Raw genomic sequence first — 23,719 nt, 5'->3', positions numbered from 1 at the left:
GCGCCGCGCCAGTCAAGGGCGAGGAGTGCGAAGGCGCGAGCAGACTGCGTCAGCCGGGCAGGCCAGGCAACAGCCGGGCGGCGCGAAACTCGGCGAACCATTTGCGGAACATGGCCTCGGTGTCCATCACCTCGCCGAATCCGGCCTCATGGCGGCGAATGTCGGAAATGATCGACACCTTGGGGCCGCCGCTGGCGTTGCGCGCCATCAGATAGTCGACATATTGCGCCGAGGCCCCGACGAAATCGGCTAGCGGCGGCGCCGACAGCCGGTAACGACGGCAGATCGCCTCCCAGGCGTCGCCCGCGCCGGCCAGCGTATCGGCGAGGCTGCTGGGGCGATGTTCGCCAGCCGCCATGCCCAACGCTGCGGCGATGGCCGGCCAGACATTGGCCCAGACGAACACATCGCCATTGGTGATGTTGAAGATGCGGTCGCGGGCCATGGCGCTCGTGGCGCCCCAGGCGATGGCCCGGGCCAGCAGGTCAGCGTCCACCGCCTGCAGGACATTGCCGCTAAGGCCGCCAGGGAAATACAACGGCTCGCCGCGTTCACGCAGCAGCGCCGCCCAGGCGCCGATGGCGGAGATCGGATTCATGGCGCTGCCAAATGACAGGCCGAAAATGATCTGCGGCCGCCAGATGGTCCAGCCCCAGCCATGCCGCTCGCAGGCGGCGCGCAGCCAGTTCTCCTGCTCCCAGTAGAAATTGGCGATGTCATGGGCCTCATCGCGATCCTCGCGCGGCGGCAGGTTCATGCGCCGCACATGGGCCCCATAGGCCTTGGCCCCCTGCAACAGAGTAATGTGGCGCAGGCCTGGCGCGGCTTTGGCCAGCGGCAGCATCAGATTGCGCAGCATGGCGGCGTTGACGGCGATCTGCTCGGCGTCGCGCCAGCCGTCGATCAGCTCTGGCTTCTCATACAGCGCCGCATAGACCACATGGGTGACGTCGCCGAGGCTGGCGGCGGCGGCGGCGCAGGCATTGGCGTCGGTGAGGTCAAGCGACAGGAAGCGCGCGCCATGGTCGTCCGGCGGCGGTCGCCGCGACAGCGCCGTGACCTTGACGCCAAGCACATCGCGGAAGTGCTGGATGGCGGCGTGGCCAACCAGGCCAGAGGCGCCGGCCACCAGCACATGCATATCAGTGGCGTCCGCCAGTCTGTCTGAACCTGCGCCAACCTGCGCCGTTTCCGCCCCGGTCATGGCTGTCCTCCCTTGCGATGTTCTTTTCATGCACTCCGCGTCATGGCGCGCCCAATGCAAGGCGCGCGATGACCATGGCTGCTTTTCTGGAAGTGTGCACGGAAGCGCGGTGGAGCGTCCAGCGTCGTCGCCAGCAGGGGGCCAGGCGCGCAGCGCAAGACGCGAGGAACTGGGCCGGGCATGGCGGGGGCGAGGCTGACGCCGGGCCGCGACGATGCTGACGCATCCGCGACCAAAAATGCTCACTCGCCGTACGGGCTGAACCAGAACCCGAGGAAGCATGCGCATCGGGTTGAGGAGTGAGTTCGGAAATGGCCGGTTTGCGCCCTCGCCGACGTGCGACATGCGCGGGGGGCTTTTGGTCCGGCTGTCAGGCGGCTGGGGGCGCCCTGCTGGCGTCGAGACCAATCAGCCCCTGAAACAGCAGATCAGTGATCATCTCGACATAGGCTGGGTATTGCTCGGCGTCGTCCATCCCGGATGTGGCGAAACCAAGCGTCATGGTGGCTGCGGCGGTGATGATGCGCGCCGCGGCTTCGGGTTTGATATGGCCAAGGGAGCCAGCGGACTGGGCGGCCGCGATGGCGCTCTCGATCGCCTGCAGCGTGCTGCTGACGTAGTGGGCGAAGAACCAGTCGTAGCGCTCGCTGTTGCTGATCGCCTCATGCATGACGATTCGCACCAGGTCCGGTTCGTCGCCGCTGGCCGCCACCAGTTTCCAGATCTTGATGCGCAGATCAATGAGCGGATCGGCCGCCACCGACATGTCCTGGCGCTCGGGGCCGCGCAGGGCGATGGCGTCGCCGCGACGGCGCATCAGCCAGTCGACGGCGGCGCGCCACAGAAGCTCCTTTGAGCCAAAGTGATAATGCACCATGGACTGCGCCATGCCAGCCTCGCTGGCGATCAGGGCGGTGCTCACCGCATCAAACCCCTTGCTGGCGAACAGGCGCGCGGCGGCTTGCGTCAGCTGCAGGCGAGTATCGTCATGCTCCGCGTTGTCCCGTGGCGGGCGGCCAGGTTTGCGCTTCAGGCTGGCAACGGCCGAAACCGACGCCGGCGACAGGCGCCTCGTAGCGTCATTGTATTTGGTCAAAGCCCCAAGTCCCCCGACTGGCCCCAAACTGGGTTGCGACTATTCAGCGAAATCATCCGCTTGGCCATTAACGGCCTGGTTACCGGTTTAACGCAGCAGCAATGGCCATGGTTCCGCTTCTGGCGCCGCCAGCGCGCAGCGGGCGGGGGGCTGCGCCTGACGGGCAGGACGGCGCGCGCCTTGCTGGACGAGCCGGCTGTGCAGCGAACGGGGGAAGGGAGGGTATATTTCACATCCATAGATAATGATATTGTCAAATATGCAACTTCATATGTATATTGGCATATTAACTCGTCAAACAATGTGAATTTGGCCGTGCCCGGTGAAGCCCCCCGCTTTGCCCAGTGCCATGGTCGGACTGACGTCGCACAGGGGCACTCGTCATGGCGGATCTGGCCAGCAACCGGGACAGCACGCGCAGCGCGCCGCGCGCAGCGGCGCCGAAACTCGACGCCATCGACCGGCGTATCCTGCGGGCGTTGCAACGCGACGCCTCGCTGACCATCGCTGAAATCTCCGATGAGGCGGGCCTGTCGCCGACGCCGTGCTGGAAGCGGATCCAGCGGCTGGAGGCGGCGGGGGTGATCCGCAAGCGGGTGGCGCTGCTCGATCATGAGATGCTCGGCTATGGCGTCACCGTGTTCGTCTCAATGCAGATTGGCGAGCATTCCGAAGCGGAGATCCGCCGCTTCGCCGACGCCTTGCGCCAGATGCCGGAGGTGCTGTCGTTCTACCGGATGGCTGGCGACGTCGATTATCTGGCGACCGTGGTGGTGCGCGACATGGCCGAATATGACGAGGTCTACCGACGCATCATCGCCGCCGGCAATCTCAAGAATGTGGTGTCGCGCTTCGCCCTCGAACGGCTGAAATCGGAGACGGCGATTCCGGTGATCTGACGGCGCCTGAAGCAACCAGCATGGGTTAGCTCCAAAGCCTGACAAAGACGGATATGGCGGCCAGCTGGCCGCCATTATTGTATGTGTCGCGCAAATAGCGAGCGCCGCTTGCCGGCGCCCGAACTGCGCGCCTAGCTGAGGAACCCGGCCTTGCGCCCAGCCCAGGTCATGGCGGTTCCGCCGACGAGCAAGGCTGCGCCGAACACCCAGCCCGACAGCGCCCCGGCGGAGATGCCCGAGAGCAACACTCCGATGGTGCAGCCGAGGCCGATCAGTGCGCCCCAGCCCATCAGGACGCCGCCGATGACGCCGCGGACCATCTGCGAGGCGCTGGGCCACGCCGGGCGGAAGGCGCCGGCGAGCAGCGCGGCGGCGAACGATGCGGCGACGATGCCGAGGATGAACAGGCCATTGTTGGTCAGCAAGGCGTCGCGCACCACGGTGGCGCAGCCGCGAAAGCCATCCAGCCCCTCAAGCCGCTCCGGCAGCCAGTCAAAGGACGATGCGAGTTGCCGTGAGCGTGAGCCGATTTCCGCCGTGACGCCGAGCGGGCTGATGCGCAGATAAGCGGCGACGCCAATGACGCCGACCAGCAGGCCGCCAGCCCACGCCGGCCAGCGCTGGACGAAGACGGTATGATAGGGGGTGGAAGGCCCGACCTGCGCCGGCTTGCGGTAGCGCAACAGCCAGAACGCCAGCGCGCCGAGCGTCAGCAAGGTCAGGGTAAGCGCCCCGCCATAGCCGAGATGATGCGGCAGCCACAGCACCGGCGACTCGGAGATGCTGAGCAGGTAAATGCTGTTCCAGCTCATCAGGCCCAGGACAAAGCCAATCACCACGCCGCCCAGCGCGAAGGGCGAGGTTGGCGAGCCTTCGCCCAGCCGGTAGATGTGCGCGCTGATGCACGAACCGGACAGGGCCATGCCAGCGCCAAAGGCGAGCCCGGCGACGACCAGCGCCGGGCCAACCGGGCCAATATGGGCGGTGGGCGGCAGGCGGGTCCCGGACGGATTGGGCAGCCATGCGCCAAAGATCAGCGTATAGCCGGCGACGCCGACGGCGAGGGCGGCGATGATCGCCAAGAGACCCGATGGGTCGCGTTTGTCGAGCCAGTCGCGCCAGATGCACTGGAAGCAGAAGCGCGAGCGCTGCAGAACCAGGCCGAACAATGCGCCAAGCGCCAGCGACAATTGCAATTGCGCGCCAGGGCCCGGCTGCTGGCCAAGGGCGAAGACGCCGGCGATGAGCGCGGCGATGACCGCCAGCGCCACGACGACTGCGAGCGGCGATGGCCGCCAGTCTGGCAACTGCGTCAGGGCAGGCGAGGCGGCGGATGCGGCGCCGGAAGGCGACGGATTGGCGGGAGCGCCAGCGGCTGGCGCGGGCGAGGCGATGGTCATGGCGAGTGATCCAGATCGGCGAGGGCGCAGGCATGGGACGCCGCCGCATGCGGCGACGTCAGGTCAACGGCGAAAGGCCCGCGCGATGGCGCGGGCCCTCAAATGTAGCGGCGTCAGTCTGACGGCTTATTTGCCGCCCCAGACCGTGCCCGCCGGATTGTTGATCGGCAGACCGACGACATTGCCATATTCGGTCCACGAACCATCGTAATTGGCGGCGTCATAGCCGAGCAGGCGCGACAGCACGAACCAGGTGTGGCTGGAGCGCTCGCCGATGCGGCACGAGGTGATCACCGGCTTCGAGCCGTCAATGCCCACTGAGGCATAGACCTTCTTCAGTTCGTCGAGCGGCAGGAACGTGCCGTCCTTGGCGTTCACCGCCTTGCCCCATGGCACATTGACCGAGCCGGGGATGTGGCCGGCGCGGATGGCCAGTTCCTGCACGCCGGGCGGGGCGATGATCTTGCCGTTGAACTCATCTGGCGCGCGGATGTCGAGGATGGTGGCGTTGCTCTTCTTCTCCACCGAGGCGAGCACATCCGGCAGGCGGGCGCGCAGGCTCTTGTTCTGGCCCGAGATATCGATCTTCGACGGGGCGACGGTGGCGACCGAGGTCGACAGTGGGCGCTGCTCCAGCTCCCACTTCTTGCGACCGCCATCGAGCAGCTTCACATTGTCCCGCAGGCCATAGATGTCGAACACCCAGGCGCCCCAGGCGGCGAACCAGTTATTGTTGTCGCCATACAGGACCACGGTGGTGTCCTTGTCGACGCCGAGCTTGCGCAGCAGCTCCTGGAACTTCTCCGGGCTGGCGATGTCGCGCCGCACCGTGTCGACCAGATCCGTGTGCCAGTTGATGTTCTGCGCGCCCTGGATGTGGCCGCGCTCGAACAGGCCGGGATCAACGCTGACCTCGATGATGCGCAGCTTGGGGTTGTCGAGGTTCTTCTCCAGCCAGTCAGTGGTGACAAGCGCGTTGTGAGCGGCGGCCGGATCAACCTTGGCGACCGCGGCGGCGGCCGATTTGTCGGTGGCGGCGAAGGCCGGCGCCGAGATGGCGGTGGCGGCGATGGCCAGCACGGCGGCGGCGGCCGTGTGACGGATAATTGCGGTAAATGACATCGACATGGGAACCCCCCGCTTGCTTGCGCCTTGAGCCGCCAGCGCCTTGCGCCCCGTGGGGCAAAACGCCGGTCAAATGGGCGGCGACAGCCTTAAGCTCAGCTGCGCCAGCGCCGATGTGACCGGTGGCGGCCAAATGGCCGGACGCGACGCCTGACCCGGCGAGGGCTTCGCTCCCCGTCCAGCGCCGCAAAACACTTTCCAGAATGGTTGTCGCAAATAATGCACGCACAAAGAAGTGATTAAAACTATTTATTACGGCGCATGGCGTGGAATTTTAGTCCGTTCGCCATAGCGTGTGTAGAATAATTTTTCATGCCAGTCTTGTGGCGATGTTGGCGCGCCCAACACCGGCTGGCCTTGGCGGCCACGACCGTGGCTGGCGATAGGGGCACGCCGTGAAATCAGCCCTGTAGCGGTCATTGGTCTGCAATTCGCGCATGCGGATGCAGTATTGTGCGCGTGATATGTTCGATCGGAATGGTATGGCCGGGCGCCAGCTGGTGAAATCTGGCGATGATCAGCTGGGGCTGCCCATCAAGGTGCTGGCCTGTCGCAAGCGCCAGGGGCCTCGCGTCAATCGTCAGCTAACGGCGCGGCGTTCTGGCCGGTGCGGGCGCTCAGCGCCACGCTGTGTCGCCAGGCGCGGGGGCTCATGCCGAAGGCGCGGCGAAAGCTGTGGTTGAACGCCGAGGTCTCGGTATAGCCCAGCCGCCAGGCGATTTCGGCCACGGGTAGATCGGTGTCGCGCAGCAGGCGTCTGGCGCCGTTCATCCGCTCCTGGCCCTGCAATTGCCGGAAGTTGACCCCGGCCTCGCCCAGCCGGCGCTGCAGGGTGCGGGCGCTCATATTGAGGCGCGTCGCCACCTCGGCGAGACTGAGGCCAGGGCCGTCGGCGTGCAGCAGGGCGCAGATGCGGCTGGTGAGGTCGCGACTGTCGCCAGACGACTTCGCCTGTTGCAGCAACGAGGCGGCCTGACGCAGCGCCGCCTCATGCGAGCGCCGGTCTGAGGCTGGCAGTCGCTGGTCCAGCAATTCGCTCGGCCAGGTCCAGACAGCGCCTGGCTCGCCGCGCAGCACCTGCATGGCCTCGGGCTTGCGCACGCCAGTCTGCACCGCGCCGGTGGTGGTGATGACGATGCTGCCAAATGGAAAGCGACCGCCCCAGATGAGATTGAGCAGATCGGTGGTGGTGGGCGCGTCGCGCAGGGCGGTGAACTCGCGCATATGCGGCGGCGTCTGGTCGAGATTCATCCGCAAGGTGCAAATGGGGCCGTCAATCTCCATCCGGTACAGCGCCAGCGAATGGTGCATCCAGGCGAGGCTGCCGGCGGTTTCCATGGCGGCGCGCAGGGTGCGCGCCGTCATCACCGCCGCGCCAAACGGCCCATGCAGCAGCAGCCGTGAACGCAGGCCCAGCTCCAGCCAGAGGTGGCGCTGTCCGGCGGTCAGCTCGACAAATTTTTCCTGAAACGCCAGCTCCGCCGCGCCGCTGACGCTGGCCAATGGATTGGCGGCAGATTCAGCGCTGACCCCGGCGGCGGCGTAGGCCGGGGCGGCGTCGATGCCGACCTCGGCCAGCAATTCGGCCATGGCGCGGATGCTCTGCGGCGATACGGATATCTTGCGGTACAGCGAGAGCAACATTGGGCGCGTCCTGGGCCTGCCGGCCAACGGCCCGGCGGGCCGCCCCGCAGACGGCGGCGGCGCCCTGGACCTGCCCATGGGCAGGCCCGCTTTGGGCGGCCTGGCGCATGCTGGCTTACTTGGCGCAAAAACACAAGTTTATGGCGCACGCCACGCTTGCCGCCTGTCGTTGAACCGGCATTGCTTATGCCGCCGGAATCTCGGGCTGTTCTGCGGCCTTTCGCTGGCGCATTGGGGACAAGGGGAGGCGTCCAATGTCGGACAAGGATCGGGCGGCCATCGCCGCTGATTTCGTGCAACGCTGGAAGCAATGGGCGTTGCAACATGATGCGGCGGGAGCGGAGGCGTTCTTCGCCGATGACGCCGTGCTGATGTCGCCAGCCTTTTATGGCGCGAAGCCGTCGAAGCCCTACGCGGTCGCGGTGGTGTGCAACGCTTTGGCGGTGTTCGAGAACTTCCGTTACGTCGACCAGTGGATCAGTGACGATGGCGTCATTCTGCTGTTCGAGGCCAATGTCGGTGAACACAAATTGCGCGGCATCGACCGCTTCAGGCTCAATGATCAGGGGCTGATCACCGAGCTTGAGATCATGATCCGGCCGCTCAATGCGCTGGCCGAAGTGGCGGAGCGCATGAAGCAGCGCTTCGCAGCGCAGGCGGCGCAGGCGCAGGCGCAGGCGCAGAAGTCGCAGACGTCGCCAGCTGCGTGACTCACGCCAGCGGATAAGTCGACAACGCCACGGGCGGGCGCGTGCCCCACCGCGGCGCCGGCGCGCCGGGGCCGGACGCCTTTTTTTCGCGAGATGCCCGTGCGCCAGTGTAACCGGTTGGCCGGATCACTGGCGCAGGGCCAACATCATAACAATCCAGACCTTCCATCGGGGCTTGCCATGTATCTGACCCAGCCGCTGCACCGCGCCCTGCGCGTGCAACCCAACGCCATTGCCTCCATCAACGGCGACCGTCAGCTGAGCTGGCGGGAGACCGGCGCGCGCGTAGCCCGTTTCGCCGCCGTGCTCCAGGGCCTTGGCATAACGCCAGGCGATCGCGTGGCGATGTTCGCGCCGAACTCCGACGCCTATATGCATTATCTGATGGCCACACCCTGGGCGGGCGGCGTCATCAACCCGGTCAATATCCGCTGGTCGGCGGCGGAAGTGGCGTTCTCGCTCGATGATTGCGACACCCGCGTGCTGATCGCCGACGACATGTTCCTCGCCCAGGCGCGCGAGGCGGTGGCCAGGGCCACTGTGAAGGTGACGCTGATCCGTTCCGGCGAGGGCAAGGGCCCGGAGGATCTGCCAAATCTTGACGATCTGATCGCTGCCGCCACGCCCATCGCCGATGTGGGTCGGCGCGGTGATGAGCTGGCAGGCGTGCTCTATACCGGCGGCACCACGGGCCGGCCCAAGGGCGTGATGCTGAGCCACAACAATCTGATGTCGTCGGCGCTCAGCTATGCCGGTATGGGCGAGGGCGCGCCGCGCGGCGTCGGCCTGATGGTCGCCCCGATGTTCCACGTCGGCTGCCTGACTTCGGTGTTCGGTAATCTGATCAATGGCTGCCGCATGGTGTTCCTGCCAGGCTTCACCCCCGCCGGCACGCTCGCCGCCATCGGCGCTCATGGCGTGAACAACATCTTCCTCGTGCCGACCATGCTGCAGATGCTGCTCGATGCGCCGGAGTTCGCCACGGCTGACCTCAGCTCGCTGGAGAACGTCACCTATGGCGCCTCGCCGATCACCGACGCGCTGCTCGACCGCGCCATGGCCGCCATGCCGCATGTCGGCTACAGCCAGGCCTATGGCATGACCGAGCTCAGCCCGGTGGCCACCCAGCTGCGCCCGGCGGAGCATACGGGCGCGCATCGCGAGCGCGGTCACCACCGCTCGGCGGGCCGCCCGTCGATGGTCACCGAGGTCAAGATCGTTGATCCTCAGGACAATGAAGTGGCGCTCGGCGACACCGGCGAGATCGTGGTGCGCGGGCCCAATATGATGCTGGGCTATTGGGGGCGGCCGGAGGAGACCGCAGAGGCACTGCGTGGCGGCTGGATGCACACCGGCGACGCCGGCCGCATGGACGCCGACGGCTATGTCTATGTGGTCGACCGCATCAAGGACATGATCATCACCGGCGGCGAGAACGTCTATTCCGCCGAAGTGGAGAGCGCGCTGTCGACCCATCCGGCGGTGGCTTCGGTCGCCGTGGTGGCGCGCCCGCACGAAAAATGGGGTGAGACCGTGCACGCCGTGGTGGTGCTGAAGCCAGGCGCTGCGGCGACGCCAGACGAGCTGTCGGCCTGGGTGCGCGAACGCATCGCCGGCTACAAGGTCCCGCGCAGCTACGAGTTCCGCGACGCCCTGCCGCTCTCCGCCGCTGGCAAGGTGCTCAAGAATGTGCTGCGCGACGAGGCCCGCGCCAGCAGCTGAACAATCCCAAACGCCCGGGGAGCTGGCCCGCCTGGCTCCCTCTCACATGCGTCATGCCCGTGCTCGTCACGGGCATTTGTGTTTTTGGACGTCGCCATCGTTGGCCGGTCGCCAGTCATTTGACGCGACTACGCCCGTCATCAGCGCAACCGTGGATGCCCGTGACGAGCACGGGCATGACGGCGGGGAGGTGGGGCGCGGCGTCGTGGTGGCGATGGCCGGGGATAGCGATGGCTCGGGCCGCAGCTTGCGACAGCCTGCCGCGACTGCGCATTGGAGCGCGGGGGTTAGCGCGCCCAGCTCCCACCCCACCACGTCATGCCCGTGCTCGTCACGGGCATCCACGTCTTTGTTCGCCGCAATCGCCAGCCATCGCCTGTCATCCGGCGCGACTGCGCCCGGATCCGCGCAACCGTGGATGCCCGTGACGAGCACGGGCATGACGGCGGAGAGGTGGGGGGCAGGCAGGCGCACCGGCGGGTCAAATTTGGGCGGCTCATCCTTGCCAATTCGTCTTCCACGCTGATGGAGACGCGCGGCGCGGGCGTGGAAAACGCTTGCGGCGGCGGCGCAGGCGCGGTGTCATTCTCGAGCATCGACCGGAGCCGGGCCAGCAGGCCTGGGCCATGTGGGCGGGCGCCTTGGCGTCGACGGCCCCAACGCCGGCGGGCAAGGGAGGACGCGATGTTCAGCAAGGATTTGCTCAAGGGTAAGCGTATTCTGGTCACCGGCGGCGGCACCGGCCTCGGCAAGGCGATGTCCGAGGGCTTTCTGCAGCTGGGCGCCGATGTGGTGATCTGTGGCCGGCGCAAGGGCGTGCTCGATGACACGGCGCGCGAGCTGACGGAACGGCATGGCGGCAGGGTGGATAGCTATGGCGTCGATATCCGCGACTTCAACGCGGTGGACGCCATGGTCGAGGAGATTTTTCGCGATGGCCCGCCACTGACCGGCCTGATCAATAACGCCGCCGGCAATTTCATCTCACGCACCGAGGAGCTGACGCCAGGCGGCTTTAACGCCATCGCCAATATCGTCATGCATGGCACGTTTTACGTCACCCATTCGGTCGGCAAGCGCTGGATCGCCCGGAAGCTGCCTGGCTCGGTGATTTCCATTCTCGCCACCTGGGTGCGCAATGGCGGCCCCTATGTCGTGCCCTCGGCCATGAGCAAGGCGGCGGTCAATGTCATGACCCAGTCACTGGCCGCCGAATGGGGCCATTATGGCATCCGCCTCAACGCCATCGCGCCGGGTGAAATCCCCACCGAAGGCATGAGCGCCCGGCTCAATCCCGGCGCGACGCCTGGCGACCGTTCGTCGAAGGTCAACCCGATGGGCCGCACCGGAACCTTCGCCGAATTGCAGAACCTCGCCAGCTTCCTGCAGTCAGACGGCTGCAACTGGCTGACAGGCGAGACCATCGCCCTCGACGGCGCCCAGGGGCTCGCCACCGGCGGCAATTTTTACATGGCGCTGCGCGAGTGGTCGGATGACGACTGGCGCAAGGCGCGGGAGCTGATCACCAGCCAGAACCAAAAGGACCGGGCCCAGCGCGGCGGCTAAAGAGGCGCGGCGGCGGGCCTCCACTGCGTGGCAGCGCAACCGCCCCCCGGATCTGCGGCCTGGCACACCGATCACCTGTCAACGGCGTCGCCGCGTCATCTGGCATGCCGTGACGCCCCCGTCGCGAATAGGCGTCGTGACGGTGCGGATAAGGCTAGCGAAGCGCGTTGATATTAAGTATATCCCGCGCTTCCGCGCCTGCTGCATGTGCGGGAAGGTGAAACAGGGCGCACGCCTTTGCCGTGACGCCGTGGAAGGTTTGCTATGATCCAGGTTGTCAGGGCCAAGCTGCATGGAATTCGCGTAACGGGCGCCGAATTGGATTATCACGGCTCCATTACGCTCGATCCCGACCAGTGCACCCAGGCTGGCATTCGCCCGTTGGAGTTCGTTGATATTTTCAACAAGGCCAATGGCGCGCGCTTCTACACCTATGTGATTTATGGCGAGCCAGGCTCGCGCGCCTGCGTGCTCAACGGCGCCGCCGCGCGCAACTGCCAGAAGGGCGACCAGCTGATCATCTGCGCCTCGGCCTTCGTGCAGGAGACCGAGCTGTATTCGATGCGGCCCAAGGTGCTGACCTACGGCGCCGGCAATCAGGTCGAGGACCTGATTCATTACGAAGTGTTCGAGGCGCCGGAGCGTCCGTTCAACTTCCGCATGGTCACTGAGCCGCAGCAGAACCCGTCCGAGCGCAAGGTTGGCGATTTCAACGTCCAGGCCTTCACCGATGATCTGCGCGCCCGCGGCCTCGACGACCACGCCATCGCCGACGTGCTGTCGCGCCATCTGAAGTCGGTGGCGTAATCAGCGCCCAGCATCTGGCGCCATCCAGCTACACATCCTCGACAAGGCCGGGTTCGCCCGGCCTTTTGCCTGTCCGCTTCACGCGCAGGCGCCCTGGCGCCGGGAATATGCGCCCACACTTGTGCGCGCCCTCGCCAGCATGCTTGCCAGCACTCTTGCGAGCCCCTTGCCAGCGCCGTTGCCAGCGACGGGTCTGTCGCCATGGCCACTTGCCTGAACGTAGGCATGGGGCTCAAGCTGCATACAGGCCGCAGCATGGCGAACCGGAGGGCGTAAAATGACGCGACCGTTGATCATCGCCCATCGGGGCGCCTCCGGCTATCTGCCTGACCACACGCTCGAAGGCTATCAGCGGGCGATCGCGCTGGGCGCGGATTATATCGAGCCCGATCTGGTGTGTAGCCGCGACGGCGTGCTGGTCGCCCGGCATGAGCCGAAGCTCGGGGCCACCACCAATGTGGCCGATCATCCCGCCTTCGCCGATCGCAGGCGCACCTTGCTGCTGGATGGGGTAAGCGTCACCGACTGGTTTGCCTGCGATTTCAGCTTCGCCGAGCTGCGCAGCTTGCGCGCCCGCCAGCCGATGCCGTGGCGCGACCAGTCGCATAACGATCTGTATCTGATCCCGAGCTTCGCTGAGGTGATTGCGCTGGCCCAGCAGGCGGCGGCGCGGCTTGGCCGCGTGATCGGCGTTGCCCCCGAGACCAAGCACCCATCCTGGCACGACGAACTGGGGCTCGGACTTGAGCAGCCCCTTGTGGCGGCGCTGGCCGAGGCTGGCTGGACCGGGCCAGATGCGCCCGTGATCATCCAGAGTTTCGAGACCGCCAATCTGCGCTGGTTGCGCCGCCGGCTTGGGGTGAAATTGCTGCAATTGGTCGATGGCGACGGCTGCGACGCCAAGGGGGCCATGACGCTCGATCCGCACAATCGCGGGCCCTTTGACTGGCGTCTGGCCGGTGACAGCCGCAGCTGGGCGGATCTGCTGACGCCGCAGGGGCTGGCCGAGGCGCGCAACTGGGCCGACTACATCGCGCCGTGGAAGCGCTGGCTGATTCCGACCCGCGCCGCCACGGCGTCGGATGGGCTTGCGGTGGAGATGGAAGGCGAGGGCGCGCGCATGACCCTACCGCCCAGTGGCGTTGTGCGCGACGCGCATGCGGCAGGGCTCGGGGTGATCACCTGGACCGTGCGCAGCGAGCCACAGTTTCTGGCCGGCGATTACCATGGCGATGCAGCGGCGGAAGTGCGCGCCTTGCTGGCGCTGGGCGTCGACGGCCTGTTCACCGATTTCACCGATGTGGCCGTCGCCGTGCGCGACGCCATGGTGCGCGACGCCATGGCGCGCGGCTGAGGCGCGCAAGGCGAGCAGCGACAGGGCGAGCGGCGCGCCGACGCGCCAAGGTCAGGCGGCATCCCTCGCTTGAAATTTGCCGTCAGGGCATGCGCCTCAGAACAAAGGCGTCATACCAGGATGCGACGATGCTGACGCATCCGCATCCTGAAATGCTCAGACGCCGCATGGGCTTAACCAGAACCCGATGAGTCATACTCACCGGGTTCTGGTATCAACCCATCACGGCGATGAAAGCGGTGATCACCGCCGCGTTCACCAGATCGATGAAGAAGCCGCAGACCAGCGGCACGATGATGAAGGCCCGGTGGGCCGCGCCATGTTGCTGGGCCACGGCGGTGATATTGGCGATGGCGGTGGCGGTGGAGCCCAGGGTGATGCCGCCAAAGCCGGAGCAGACCACCGCCGCTTCATAATCCTTGCCCATGGCCGGAAACACCACCAGCAGCGTCCACAGCACGGTCAGGCCGATCTGCAGCGCCAGCACCACGAGGATGAAGCCGAGCACGCCGCCAAGCTCCCACAATTGCAGGCCCATCAGCGCCATGATCAGGAACAGGCCAAGCGCGATGTCCGAGATGAGCGCCATGCCCTGGCGCATGCCTGGCCAGATCTGGTTGAGCCGCCGCTTGGCGAAGGCCGGGGTGACGTTGCGCACGATGATGCCGGCCATCAGGCAGCTGACGAAGGCGGGAAGGGTCACGCCTGCTTTGGCGATCAGGCTGTGCAGACCCATGCCGAGCATGATGGTGACATTGATCACCAGCAGCGCCCACAACACGCTGAAATGCTCAAGCGGCGGCGGATTGACGTTGCGCGCGCCGACGTCGAGCGGCTGCTCCTTGGCGGCGCGCAGATGGTGACGGCTGATCAGCCAGGTGGCCATCGGGCCGCCGATGACGCAGGCGGCGATCAGCCCGACCGTATTGGCGGCGACGCCGAGCTCCATGGCGTTGGCGACGCCAAATTGCTCCCGGAAGATCGGCGCCCAGGCCAAAGTGGTGCCCACCCCGCCGGTGAGCGAGATCGAGCCGACCATCAGTCCGGCCAAAGGCTCCAGCCCGAATGCCCCGGCGATGCCGACCCCGAGCACGTTCTGCAGCAGCATGAAGCCGGTGGCCAGCGCCAGCAGGATCAGCAGCGGCCTGCCGCCGCTGAGCAGCGAGCGCAGGTCAGAACTCAGGCCGATCGAGGCGAAGAACATCAGCAGCAGAAAGTCGCGAGCGTTGAGGCTGAACTGCACCTTCTGGCCGGTGAAAGCATAGATCAGCCCGACCGCGACCGCGCACAAAATGCCGCCCGTCACCGCCTCGGGGATGCTGTAGCGCTGCAATAACGGCGCCTGCATGGTGATCAGCTTGCCGCCGAGCAGCAAAGACACTGCGATCGTGAACGAGAGGAAGGCTGAAACGTCAATCATCATGCGCCATCAGTAGCGGTCGAGCGGCTTTGGCCGGGCGCCGTGCATTGGTCGATTGCGCGTGCGGAGACGGCCGCGCAGGTCTGTCACCGTCTGGCTCCACATATTGAAGGCCGGTGTCAATGGTTGTGATGACGCTTGCTTGCATGGGGCCCATCTGATGCGCGGATTTGCCTGTCGTTCTGTGTTCGCCAGGGACGTTGCAGGCAAAGCGAGATGTGATGCAGTTCGCCTCAGATATTCTCTATGATGCTGTTGAGCGCACTGACGCTGAAGACAGGCGAAGTCGCGGCTACAGCGACGCAAATTTGGTATGCGGGAGGTCGTTGATGATGTTCCGTCTTGGGGTGTTCGAAGACGCCCGGGTAATCGCCGCTTTGCGGGCGCATTTTGACGCTGCTTATGCCAATACCGCGCCTGGCAGCGCCCATGCGCTCGACATCGCCGGCCTGCAGCGACCGGAGATCCGCTTCTGGTCGATGTGGGATCAGGGCGCGTTGCTTGGCGTTGGCGCGTGGAAGCGATTCAATGGCGCGCATGCAGAAGTGAAATCCATGTATGTGGTCGAGGCGTTGCGGCGGCGCGGCGTCGGCGGCCAGATCCTGCGTCACCTGATCGCCGACGCCCGTGACCAGGGCGTGCGCAAGGTCTGGCTGGAGACGGGGTCGTGGGATTATTTCCGCCCGGCGGTGGAGCTATATCTGCGCCATGGTTTCGCCGAGACCGGACCGTTCGGCGACTACAGGGCCGACCCCAATTCGCTGTTCATGGTGCTGGCGCTCGACGATTGACGCCAGTTGCGGCGCGCCTTTCGCAAGGCGGCCCTGGCGAGCGCTCGCCACGGGACAGCTCAGGGCGCGGATGGGTCAGCGGCTGCGCAGGCGGGTCCAGGCGCTATTGCCAGATCGTGAAGCCCTTCCCGGCGGCGGGCGGTTAAGCTGGGACGCATCGGGCCTGTCCTCCCGCGCATCCGCGGCGTGGCGTGACGGCGGTGTCCTGCGACAAACCCGGCGCATGGTCCCCAGCAGGGCCTGAGGGCGTTCAAACATGGAGGGCGACATGTCAGGACTGGCGATGATTGCGGCGCGGCATGTCGGCACCCTGCCGCAGCATCTCGGCATGGAATGGTCGCTGGCCGAGCGCGGGCTGGTGGAGGGCGGCTTCACCATCCAGAACCACCATCTGGCGGGCAATGGCTTTCTGCACGCGGCGACGCTGATCGCCTTGCTCGACAGCGCCTGCGGCTATGGCTGCATGCTGTCGCTGCCCGAGGGGGCGGAGAGCTTCACCACCATTGAGCTGAAATCGAATTTCCTCGGCACGGCCCGCGAGGGCGCGGTGCGCTGTCGCGCCTTCATGGCGCATGGCGGCCGCACCACCCAGGTCTGGGACGCGGAGGCGCGCAGTGAGGTCACGGGCAAGACACTGGCGCTGTTTCGCTGCACCCAGATGGTGCTGTGGCCGCGCCCGGCCTGATGGCGTGTGGCGTGGCGAGCGCGCTCAGCCCTGACGCTGGCTCGCAACGCCATAGGCCAGCCGGTCGGCGGCGGCGTAGAGCGCCTGCAGCTGCTGCGGGCCAATCTGGCGCCAGCCGAGGGTGCGCAGCGATACGGCCCGGCCGCTGTAAAACGCCACGAGGCTCGACAGCAGCAGCAGCGCATCGACCGTGTCGGCTTCCGTCACCTCGCCGCCGCCGCGTATGCCGGCGATCAGCCGCGCCAGCAGCCTGACGCCTGGCCGCCATAATTGGTCGTACAGCAATGCGAAGCCAGGGCCCTGCTCACGCAGCTCACGGGCGACAAAGCCCGCCCAGTTGAGGGCGGCGTCGCTGCCAGCGAACAGTTGCGCAAGCTGGCGCAGGAGCCGCCGCAGTAGCGCCCGGCAGGCGTCGCTGTCGGCGCCTGGGCGCGTCGCCGCGACAATCGCCGCCGGAATGGTGGCGAACTGGCGCTGGTAGCTGCCGATGATCGCCTCGGCGCAGGCCAGATACACCCCTTGCTTGCCGCCGAAATGATAGGCGATGGCGGGCAACGTCACTCCCGCCGCCTCGGCGATGCGGCGGGTGGTGGCCCGGTCGAAGCCGTGCTCGCCAAATTCTAGCAAGGCCGCCTGCAGGATGGCGCGCCGGGTGTCGTCGCCTCGCGCATAGCCGGCCTGCGCATTACGCCGCCCGGCCTGGCGCGGAGCGAGGCTCGCGGTCGCGCTCGCTGCGGCTCCAGAAGTGGCGGCTTTGATCGCCAGCCCTTTCCCAGCACTGACCGCCGACGCCATTGCGTCAGCGGCCTTGCGGCGCTCAGCCACCGGCGTGGGCCGGCCGGTAGGCGTCGCCGTCAGAGGCAAAGTCGGCGTGGCCATAGCTGGCGAGGCGGCGGTTGAGCTTGGCCACCAGCCGGCGGTCAGCGATGTCGCGCAGCACCGGCACGCGGGCCGCGATGTCATAGGCCTTGAGCCGCGGGAACAGGAACAGGCCGGTGGCGATGGCGATGGCGCGGTCACGCCCGGTATAAGTCACGCCCATGGCGTGGGCCTTGGCCACGCTGCCGTCGAGGAAGTTGCGCACCAGATAGGCCTTGGAGAAGCTGCGCTCCATGGTGCGGCGGATGCGGCCAACCAGCGACGGGTCCTTCGACATCTCCGCCGACATGGCGCCGCGCACCAGAGTGCCGCAGATCTTGTCATCGAAGCCGTAGCGCAGGGTCGCCTGGCGGGTCATCAGCAGATTGACGATCTCGCGCGGCGTATCGGCCAGCAGATCGCCCGGCAGGCCGAGCAGGTGGCAGCGGTAGCGCGCCAGCTCCACCTGGCAGCGCTCATCATGGGTGAAATGCTCACGGCCCTTGGCCAGCACCTTGAACGACAGCAGGAAGGAGCCGATCAGCCCCGCCGGCATCTGGTCGACATGCGGGATCGGCACGCCGAACACCGAGGCGTCCCACAGGCCAGGCCGGCGCATGACGTTAAAGCGCACCATGGAATGCATCAGCCGCACCATGGCGGCGGAGCGGAAACCCTCGGAATGACGCTCCAGCCCGCCGGGCATCACCGTAAGGGTGAAGAAGGTGGCGGTCTCGAAGGCGCGCTTGGCGGCGAGGCTATCGGTCAACGTGCCGGTCAGCGCCATCGGCAGGGCGGAGTATTTGTTCATGAAGGTGGCGAGCAGGGCGCCGCGAATGGCATAGGGCGCGAGATTCGCCATGCTGTTGCGCTCAAAGCGCGCCCCCTCGCGCACCATGTCCATGTTCACCCAATCGGGCGTGCGCTCCATGTCAGCGATCAGGGCGACCAGTTCCGGCGGCGCCTCGGGCACGGCCTCAATGCCTTTGCGGCAGGCCGTCTCCAGCATGGTGATGGTTCCGCGAAAACCATATTTCGGCATCAACGCCGCATAGGCGTCAGCCACCACGTCGCCGGTCATGGTGTAGGCGGCGATCATGGCGACGCGGGCGTTATTGGCCAGCAATTCCGGGCGATGTTTGGCCAGCGGGCCGCGCACCGAGCTTTCGTCGCCCAGGCTGGCGGTGAAACGCTCCGGCATGCGGTCGAAGTCGATATTGCCGTAAATCGCCGGGATCTGCGCCGCCTGGCGACGGGCGCGGGCCCAGACGTCGGGACTGGCGTGGTCGAAGGCATGGGTGGGGCCAGATGCGGCCTGTGGGCTGGCCTCGCGGGCTGCGCCATTGGCGGCAGGCGCCGGCCTGGCCGTGCTGTCCCGCGTGGCGTCCTGCTGCGCCGCGTCCGCGCCGGCCATCTGTTCTTGAGCCAATCTTGCCTCCCGAATTTATATCGGCTGATATAATTCTATCACGCGATAGCCCTGTCAATCTTTAGCGTGAGCGTGGCCGATCGGCACGGATGCCGCCCGTGTCCAGAGCGTCAGGCATGTGCGAGGCAATAGGCGCCAAGTGAACTTGTATCTGCCGCCGCAAAAGCCAATAAATTGGGATTTTGACTGTGTAAAACCCGGTTTTCGATCACAAAAGCCGGCTTTTGCACGATTGTTGTCCCAATTGGCGGTCATGTGGCTATGCTCGGCCGCAGGCGCTGGTCGCCAGTCAAGGGAGATCTGTCCGTTATGTCCTTCATGTCCCGCCTCCCACTCGTCATGTCCGCCGCTGTATTCGCCCTAGCTGCGCCGCTGGCGGCGCTGGCGGCGCCTGCGCCAGCCGTGGTCGAGCGCGCCAGCAAGGTCATCGAGGCGGACACGGGCCGGCTCACTGACATGTACAAGGATCTGCACCAGCATCCTGAACTGGCGTTTGAGGAAAAGCGCACCGCCGGCATTGTCGCAGCCGATCTGCGCAAGCTCGGGTTCAGCGTGCGCGAGGGCGTCGGCGGCACCGGCGTGGTCGCCACGCTGGTCAATGGTCCGGGGCCGGTGGTGATGTATCGCGCCGACATGGACGCCAATGCGGTGAAGGAAGAGACCGGGCTGCCTTACGCCAGCAAGGTGCGGGTGACCCGCGCCGATGGCGCCGAGGTTCCGGTGGCGCACATGTGCGGCCACGACGCCCATGTCACCTGGATGCTCGGCATGGCCAAAGCCATGGTCGAGATGAAGGACGCATGGAGCGGCACGCTGGTGCTGGTGGCGCAGCCGGCTGAAGAAACCATCACCGGCGCCGCCGCCATGGCCAAGGATGGACTGATCGGCAAGGACGGCGCGCCGAAGCCGGACTATCTGATCGGCCTGCACACCGCGCCGATCCCGGTGGGCGTCGTCGCCAATGCGCCAGGCCCACGGATGGCTGGCACGGACCAGCTCGACATCACCTTCAAGGGCGTCGGCGGTCACGGCTCGATGCCGCAGATGGCGCGCGACCCGGTGGTGATGGCCGCCCAGGCGGTGCTCGGCTACCAGACGATTGTGAGCCGGATGATTGATCCGCAGGACATGGCGGTGATCACCGTGGGCTCGGTGCAGGCCGGGGCCGACAACAATGTTATCCCGGAAACCGCGACGCTGAAGGCAAATCTGCGCTGGTACCGTCCCGAGGTGCGCGAGCAATTGCTCAAGGGCATCAAGGCGGTCAACGCCGGGATCATGGCCACCTATGGCGCGCCAGGCGCTGACGCCCCGGCCATCACCATGAAGGGCGGCTCCACCCCGCTGGTCAATGATGCGAAGCTGTCGCAGCGGCTGGCCGCCAGCCTGCGCGGCGCGCTCGGCGACAAGGCGGTGATCACCGACATTCCCCGCGCCAATGGCTCGGAAGATTTCCATCTGCTGCTGGGCGACCTCAAGGATGTGCCGATCAACTACGCTTTCGTTGGCGTCGCCGATCCCGGCGTCTTCACCCGCGCGGCGCGGGAAGGGCGCAAATTCCCTTACGCCAACCACAACCCAAATTTCGTCGTTGACCTGAAGGCGATTCCCTTCGGCGCCCGCGTCGCCACTTTGTCGGCGCTCGATCTGCTGCAGAAGCCGGCGGCTGGCGACAAGTAAGCCGCCTGCCTGCGCGCCGATGGGCGGCCCTGGCGCCGCTCATGACGCCGACGTGGGGCTCGGCGCGTAGACAGCCGTCGGCACGACACGCCCCCGCGGTGAGCCGCGAACGCATGCGCACGCGCCTGACTTAACGGAAAATGCTGATCATGCGCCGCGACCAGCCAGGTCTCGTTGCGAATCTGCAGTGATCCTTGCGATATCCCGCAAGCGCTCTGCGCTGTCTTCCGGCTGCGCCCGGCGCGCTCGCCGGTTGACCCACAGCCGTGACCGCCGCCGTGACCTTGGCCGCCGTGCAATCGGCGCATCGGCCACAATTCATCCACCAGCCCCCAACGGAAGGCGCCCACTTTGCGGCCATGTGGCGCAGCAGGCGGCGCAACTTATGGCAACCCCTTTGCGTTTTATCGCAGATAGGTTATGGAACAATAGTCCCGTTTGGGACCAATGCGGTTCGACGTCAGATCGTCTCGAAGACGGCAGCGCCAGCCCCATTGATCGAGCGGCGCGCCGGATCCCTGGGAGGCCCCTGCAGCAGCTGAGGCGCAATGCCTCGCGCAGCAGGGTTGGGAGACTGGTCGCCGGAGCGGAGCAGGGGGAACACCTCCGTCCGCGCCGCGCGCTGACGCGGCCCTGACCATTCGCTGGCGATGGCCGGCGCAACGATTCCAGAGGGAACGTACGATGGATAGAAGGCAGTTTATCGTCGCCGGCGCAGCTGCGCTCGGCGCTGGCCTCACCCTGCGCGGCGCGCCGGTCCTTGCCTCGGGCAAGAAATACGACACCGGCGCCAGCGACACCGAGATCCGCCTCGGCCAGACCATCCCCTACAGCGGCGCTGGCTCGGTCTATGGCGCCGTCGGCCACGCCCAGAAGGCCTATTTCGATGAGCTGAACGACAATGGCGGCATCCGCGGCCGCAAGATCAAGTTCATCTCGCTCGACGACGCCTACAGCCCGCCGAAGACCATGGAGGCGACCCGCCGCCTCGTGGAGCAGGAAGAGGTGCTCGGCCTGTTCTCGTCGCTCGGCACCGCCACCCAGGCCGCCGTGCAGAAGTACCTCAACAACAAGAAGGTGCCGCAGCTGCTGCTCAACGCCGGCGCGCCGCGCTGGAACGACCCGAAGCAGTTCCCGTGGACCACCCCTGGCCTGCCGCTGTATTCGGTCGAGGGACGCATCCTCGCCAACTATCTCGCCGAAAAGAAGCCAGGCGCCAAGATCGCCGTGCTGTACCAGAACGACGAGTTCGGTCGTGACTACCTCAAGGCGTTCAAGGAAGGCCTGGGCGATCGCGGCAAGATCGTCGCCGAGGCGCATTACGACCTGACCGACGCCACCGTCGACTCGCAGATGATCAATCTGGCCAAGTCGGGTGCCGACGTGTTCTACAATTGCTCGTCGGGCAAGTTCACCTCGCAGTCGGTGAAGAAGGCGCATGAGCTGGCATGGAAGCCGCTGCAGCTGCTGATCTCGACCTCGAGCGGCACCACCATCCTCACCGCCGCTGGCGATGAGGCGGCGAAGGGCATCATCTCGGCCCATTACATCAAGCAGCTCGGCAGCAAGCGCTGGGAGAGCGACGCTGGCGTGCAGGCGTTCGAGAAGCTCCGCGCCAAGCGCATGCCCAACATCACCCCGGACAATTCCATCGCCTTCATCGGCTATGGCGTCGCCGTGCTGATGCACCAGATCCTCGAGCGTTGCGGCGACGAGCTGACCCGCGAGAACCTGCTGAAGCAGGCCACCAACCTGAAGGGCGTCATCACGCCGGTGCTGATGCCAGGCGTGACCTACGCCACCACGCCCACCGACTATTCGCCGTTCAACGAGCTGGTGATGGGCGCCTATGAGGGTGGCGGCGCCTGGGCCTATGACGACAAGCCGGTGTCGGCTGGCTAAGCCCGAGCGGCGCCTGAGCATTTAAGGATGCGGATGCGTCAGCATCTTCGCATCCTGGCTGAACCGCTGACTGGCCGGGGGGCTGCGGTCCACCCTTGCCATCAGGGCATGTTTACGGGCCGGGCGCGGGCTGGCAGTCTGCGCCTGGCGAAAAGCTGACGGGTCGACTCTGGCGGCCCGAAATCGCATCTGAGCGGGGGAAGGCCTGAGATGAATATCGAGTTCGGACCGGAGCTGGAGCAGTTCCGGCAGGAGGTCGCAGATTTCCTGGATACGGCGCCCACGCCAGAGATCAGCGAAGCAGGCCGCAAGACCACCAGCGTGTTCGCGCCGTTTGAGCCAGTGATGGCCTGGCAGAAGATCCTGCACGCCAAGGGCTGGGCCGCGCCCGCCTGGCCAAAGGAATATGGCGGCACCGGCTGGAGCGTCGAGCAGCGCTACATCTTCGCTGAGGAATATCGCAAGCGCGGCCTGCCGCCGCTGCTGCCCAATGGCCTCGTCATGGTCGGCCCGATGCTGATCGAACTTGGGACCGAGGAGCAGAAGCGCAAGCACCTGCCGGGCATCCTCTCGGGCGATGACTACTGGACCCAGGGCTATTCCGAGCCCAACGCCGGCTCCGATCTCGCCTCGCTGCAGTGCTTCGCCGCCTCCGATGGCGATGACTACATCATCAACGGCTCTAAGATCTGGACCACGCTGGCCCACCACGCCAACCGCATGTTCATGCTGGTGCGCACCGATCGCAGCGGCAAGAAGCAGGAAGGCATCACCTTCCTGCTCCTCGACCGCACCGATTATCCGGGCATGGAAATTCGGCCGATCGTCGGCCTCGATGGCTTCCCCGAGCAGTGCGAAGTGTTCTTCGACAATGTGCGCGTGCCCAAGTCGGGCCGCGTCGGCGCCGAACACGACGGCTGGTCGGTGGCCAAGCATCTGCTCAAGCATGAGCGCGGCGGCTCGGCGGCGTCCCCTGGCCTGCTACGCTCGCTGGCTGAGATCCGCGTCGCGGCTGCGGCGACGCCGTCGCCGTTCGGCGGCGTGCTCGCCGATGATCCGGTGTTCGTCCGCGATCTGGGCGAGCTGGAAGCCGACGTTTTGTCCTACCAGCACTTCGAGAAGCTGGCGATCAGCGGCCATCCGATGGTCAAGGACGCCGCTTTTCCGTCGATGAACAAGACCATGAGCTCAGAGCTGTCGCAGCGCGTCTCGGTGATGATGACCCGCGTCTCGGGCATCGAGACCGTGCCGCAGCAGCTGGAGGCCCTGACCGTGGGCTCGAATGTGGCGCCGTTGGGCGAAGACTTCGACCTCGTCGCCATGCCCTATTACCTCAACACCCGCGCCACCACGATCTACGCGGGAACCAACGAAGTGCAGCGCGATCTGATCGCCCGCACCGTGCTTGCGGCCAACCGGTGAGGAGC

Annotated in this window: 19 protein-coding genes; 11 read left to right on the top strand and 8 right to left on the bottom strand. The window is 66.2% G+C overall.

Going from position 1 to position 23,719, the window contains the following annotated elements; translation table 11 throughout:
- Window positions 1-49: 49 nt before the first annotated feature.
- Window positions 50-1,204 (bottom strand): NAD-dependent epimerase/dehydratase family protein, encoded by a 1,155-nt coding sequence (locus tag AC6A67_RS01270; RefSeq protein WP_498034709.1) that lies wholly within the window; start codon window positions 1,202-1,204, stop codon window positions 50-52.
- A 370-nt stretch (window positions 1,205-1,574) separates the two neighbouring features.
- Window positions 1,575-2,300 (bottom strand): TetR/AcrR family transcriptional regulator, encoded by a 726-nt coding sequence (locus AC6A67_RS01265; protein ID WP_498034708.1) that lies wholly within the window; start codon window positions 2,298-2,300, stop codon window positions 1,575-1,577.
- 383 nt (window positions 2,301-2,683) lie between these two features.
- Here AC6A67_RS01265 and AC6A67_RS01260 point away from each other — a divergent pair, with 383 nt between their 5' ends.
- Entirely contained in the window at window positions 2,684-3,199 is a 516-nt protein-coding gene (locus tag AC6A67_RS01260) for an Lrp/AsnC family transcriptional regulator (protein WP_498034707.1), read from the top strand.
- 131 nt (window positions 3,200-3,330) lie between these two features.
- On the opposite strand, the gene AC6A67_RS01255 is transcribed toward AC6A67_RS01260, so the two are convergent.
- The 3 genes from AC6A67_RS01255 to AC6A67_RS01245 form a co-directional block, all read right to left on the bottom strand.
- Window positions 3,331-4,599, bottom strand: a complete 1,269-nt coding sequence (locus AC6A67_RS01255; protein ID WP_498034706.1) for a YeeE/YedE family protein — start codon at window positions 4,597-4,599, stop codon at window positions 3,331-3,333.
- Between the two features lie 126 nt (window positions 4,600-4,725).
- Window positions 4,726-5,727 (bottom strand): sulfurtransferase, encoded by a 1,002-nt coding sequence (locus AC6A67_RS01250; RefSeq protein WP_498034705.1) that lies wholly within the window; start codon window positions 5,725-5,727, stop codon window positions 4,726-4,728.
- 570 nt (window positions 5,728-6,297) lie between these two features.
- Entirely contained in the window at window positions 6,298-7,368 is a 1,071-nt protein-coding gene (locus tag AC6A67_RS01245) for a helix-turn-helix domain-containing protein (RefSeq protein WP_498034704.1), read from the bottom strand.
- A 254-nt stretch (window positions 7,369-7,622) separates the two neighbouring features.
- Here AC6A67_RS01245 and AC6A67_RS01240 point away from each other — a divergent pair, with 254 nt between their 5' ends.
- The 5 genes from AC6A67_RS01240 (at window position 7,623) to AC6A67_RS01220 (ending at window position 13,527) form a co-directional block, all read left to right on the top strand.
- A complete protein-coding gene (locus AC6A67_RS01240) occupies window positions 7,623-8,078 on the top strand; it encodes a nuclear transport factor 2-like protein (RefSeq protein WP_498034703.1) in 456 nt (151 codons plus the stop codon).
- A gap of 180 nt (window positions 8,079-8,258) precedes the next feature.
- The gene (locus AC6A67_RS01235) at window positions 8,259-9,800 is read left to right on the top strand and encodes an acyl-CoA synthetase (RefSeq protein ID WP_498034702.1); all 1,542 of its coding nucleotides are present in this window, start codon (window positions 8,259-8,261) and stop codon (window positions 9,798-9,800) included.
- 684 nt (window positions 9,801-10,484) lie between these two features.
- Window positions 10,485-11,366, top strand: coding sequence for an SDR family oxidoreductase (locus tag AC6A67_RS01230; RefSeq protein ID WP_498034701.1), 882 nt, complete (start codon window positions 10,485-10,487; stop codon window positions 11,364-11,366).
- A 264-nt stretch (window positions 11,367-11,630) separates the two neighbouring features.
- Window positions 11,631-12,173: an aspartate 1-decarboxylase gene (locus tag AC6A67_RS01225; protein WP_498034700.1), complete on the top strand. Its 543-nt coding sequence runs from the start codon at window positions 11,631-11,633 to the stop codon at window positions 12,171-12,173.
- Window positions 12,174-12,450: 277 nt separating this feature from the next.
- A complete protein-coding gene (locus tag AC6A67_RS01220; protein WP_498034699.1) occupies window positions 12,451-13,527 on the top strand; it encodes a glycerophosphodiester phosphodiesterase in 1,077 nt (358 codons plus the stop codon).
- Window positions 13,528-13,741: 214 nt separating this feature from the next.
- Here AC6A67_RS01220 and gltS read toward each other — a convergent pair whose 3' ends face one another.
- Window positions 13,742-14,950: a sodium/glutamate symporter gene (gltS, locus tag AC6A67_RS01215; RefSeq protein WP_498034698.1), complete on the bottom strand. Its 1,209-nt coding sequence runs from the start codon at window positions 14,948-14,950 to the stop codon at window positions 13,742-13,744.
- Window positions 14,951-15,276: 326 nt separating this feature from the next.
- Here gltS and AC6A67_RS01210 point away from each other — a divergent pair, with 326 nt between their 5' ends.
- Window positions 15,277-15,738, top strand: a complete 462-nt coding sequence (locus AC6A67_RS01210; protein WP_498034697.1) for a GNAT family N-acetyltransferase — start codon at window positions 15,277-15,279, stop codon at window positions 15,736-15,738.
- Window positions 15,739-16,006: 268 nt separating this feature from the next.
- A complete protein-coding gene (locus AC6A67_RS01205) occupies window positions 16,007-16,423 on the top strand; it encodes a PaaI family thioesterase (RefSeq protein WP_498034696.1) in 417 nt (138 codons plus the stop codon).
- A 24-nt stretch (window positions 16,424-16,447) separates the two neighbouring features.
- Here AC6A67_RS01205 and AC6A67_RS01200 read toward each other — a convergent pair whose 3' ends face one another.
- Together AC6A67_RS01200 and AC6A67_RS01195 are read right to left on the bottom strand one after the other, a co-directional pair.
- Window positions 16,448-17,218 (bottom strand): CerR family C-terminal domain-containing protein, encoded by a 771-nt coding sequence (locus AC6A67_RS01200; RefSeq protein ID WP_498034695.1) that lies wholly within the window; start codon window positions 17,216-17,218, stop codon window positions 16,448-16,450.
- A gap of 22 nt (window positions 17,219-17,240) precedes the next feature.
- The gene (locus tag AC6A67_RS01195) at window positions 17,241-18,710 is read right to left on the bottom strand and encodes an oxygenase MpaB family protein (protein ID WP_498034694.1); all 1,470 of its coding nucleotides are present in this window, start codon (window positions 18,708-18,710) and stop codon (window positions 17,241-17,243) included.
- A gap of 309 nt (window positions 18,711-19,019) precedes the next feature.
- On the opposite strand from AC6A67_RS01195, the gene AC6A67_RS01190 reads away from it, so the two are divergent.
- From AC6A67_RS01190 to AC6A67_RS01180, 3 genes are all read left to right on the top strand, one after another.
- A complete protein-coding gene (locus tag AC6A67_RS01190; RefSeq protein WP_498034693.1) occupies window positions 19,020-20,390 on the top strand; it encodes an amidohydrolase in 1,371 nt (456 codons plus the stop codon).
- Window positions 20,391-21,074: 684 nt separating this feature from the next.
- On the top strand, window positions 21,075-22,292 hold the full coding sequence (locus AC6A67_RS01185) for an ABC transporter substrate-binding protein (RefSeq protein ID WP_498034692.1): 1,218 nt from the start codon (window positions 21,075-21,077) through the stop codon (window positions 22,290-22,292).
- 210 nt (window positions 22,293-22,502) lie between these two features.
- The gene (locus tag AC6A67_RS01180; protein ID WP_498034691.1) at window positions 22,503-23,714 is read left to right on the top strand and encodes an acyl-CoA dehydrogenase family protein; all 1,212 of its coding nucleotides are present in this window, start codon (window positions 22,503-22,505) and stop codon (window positions 23,712-23,714) included.
- The last annotated feature ends 5 nt before the right edge of the window (window positions 23,715-23,719 follow it).

The sequence above is a fragment of the Camelimonas sp. FR25 genome, assembly GCF_059740505.1.
The sequence above is the reverse complement of the archived record's forward strand: the minus strand, read 5'-3'. Positions and strand labels throughout refer to the sequence as shown.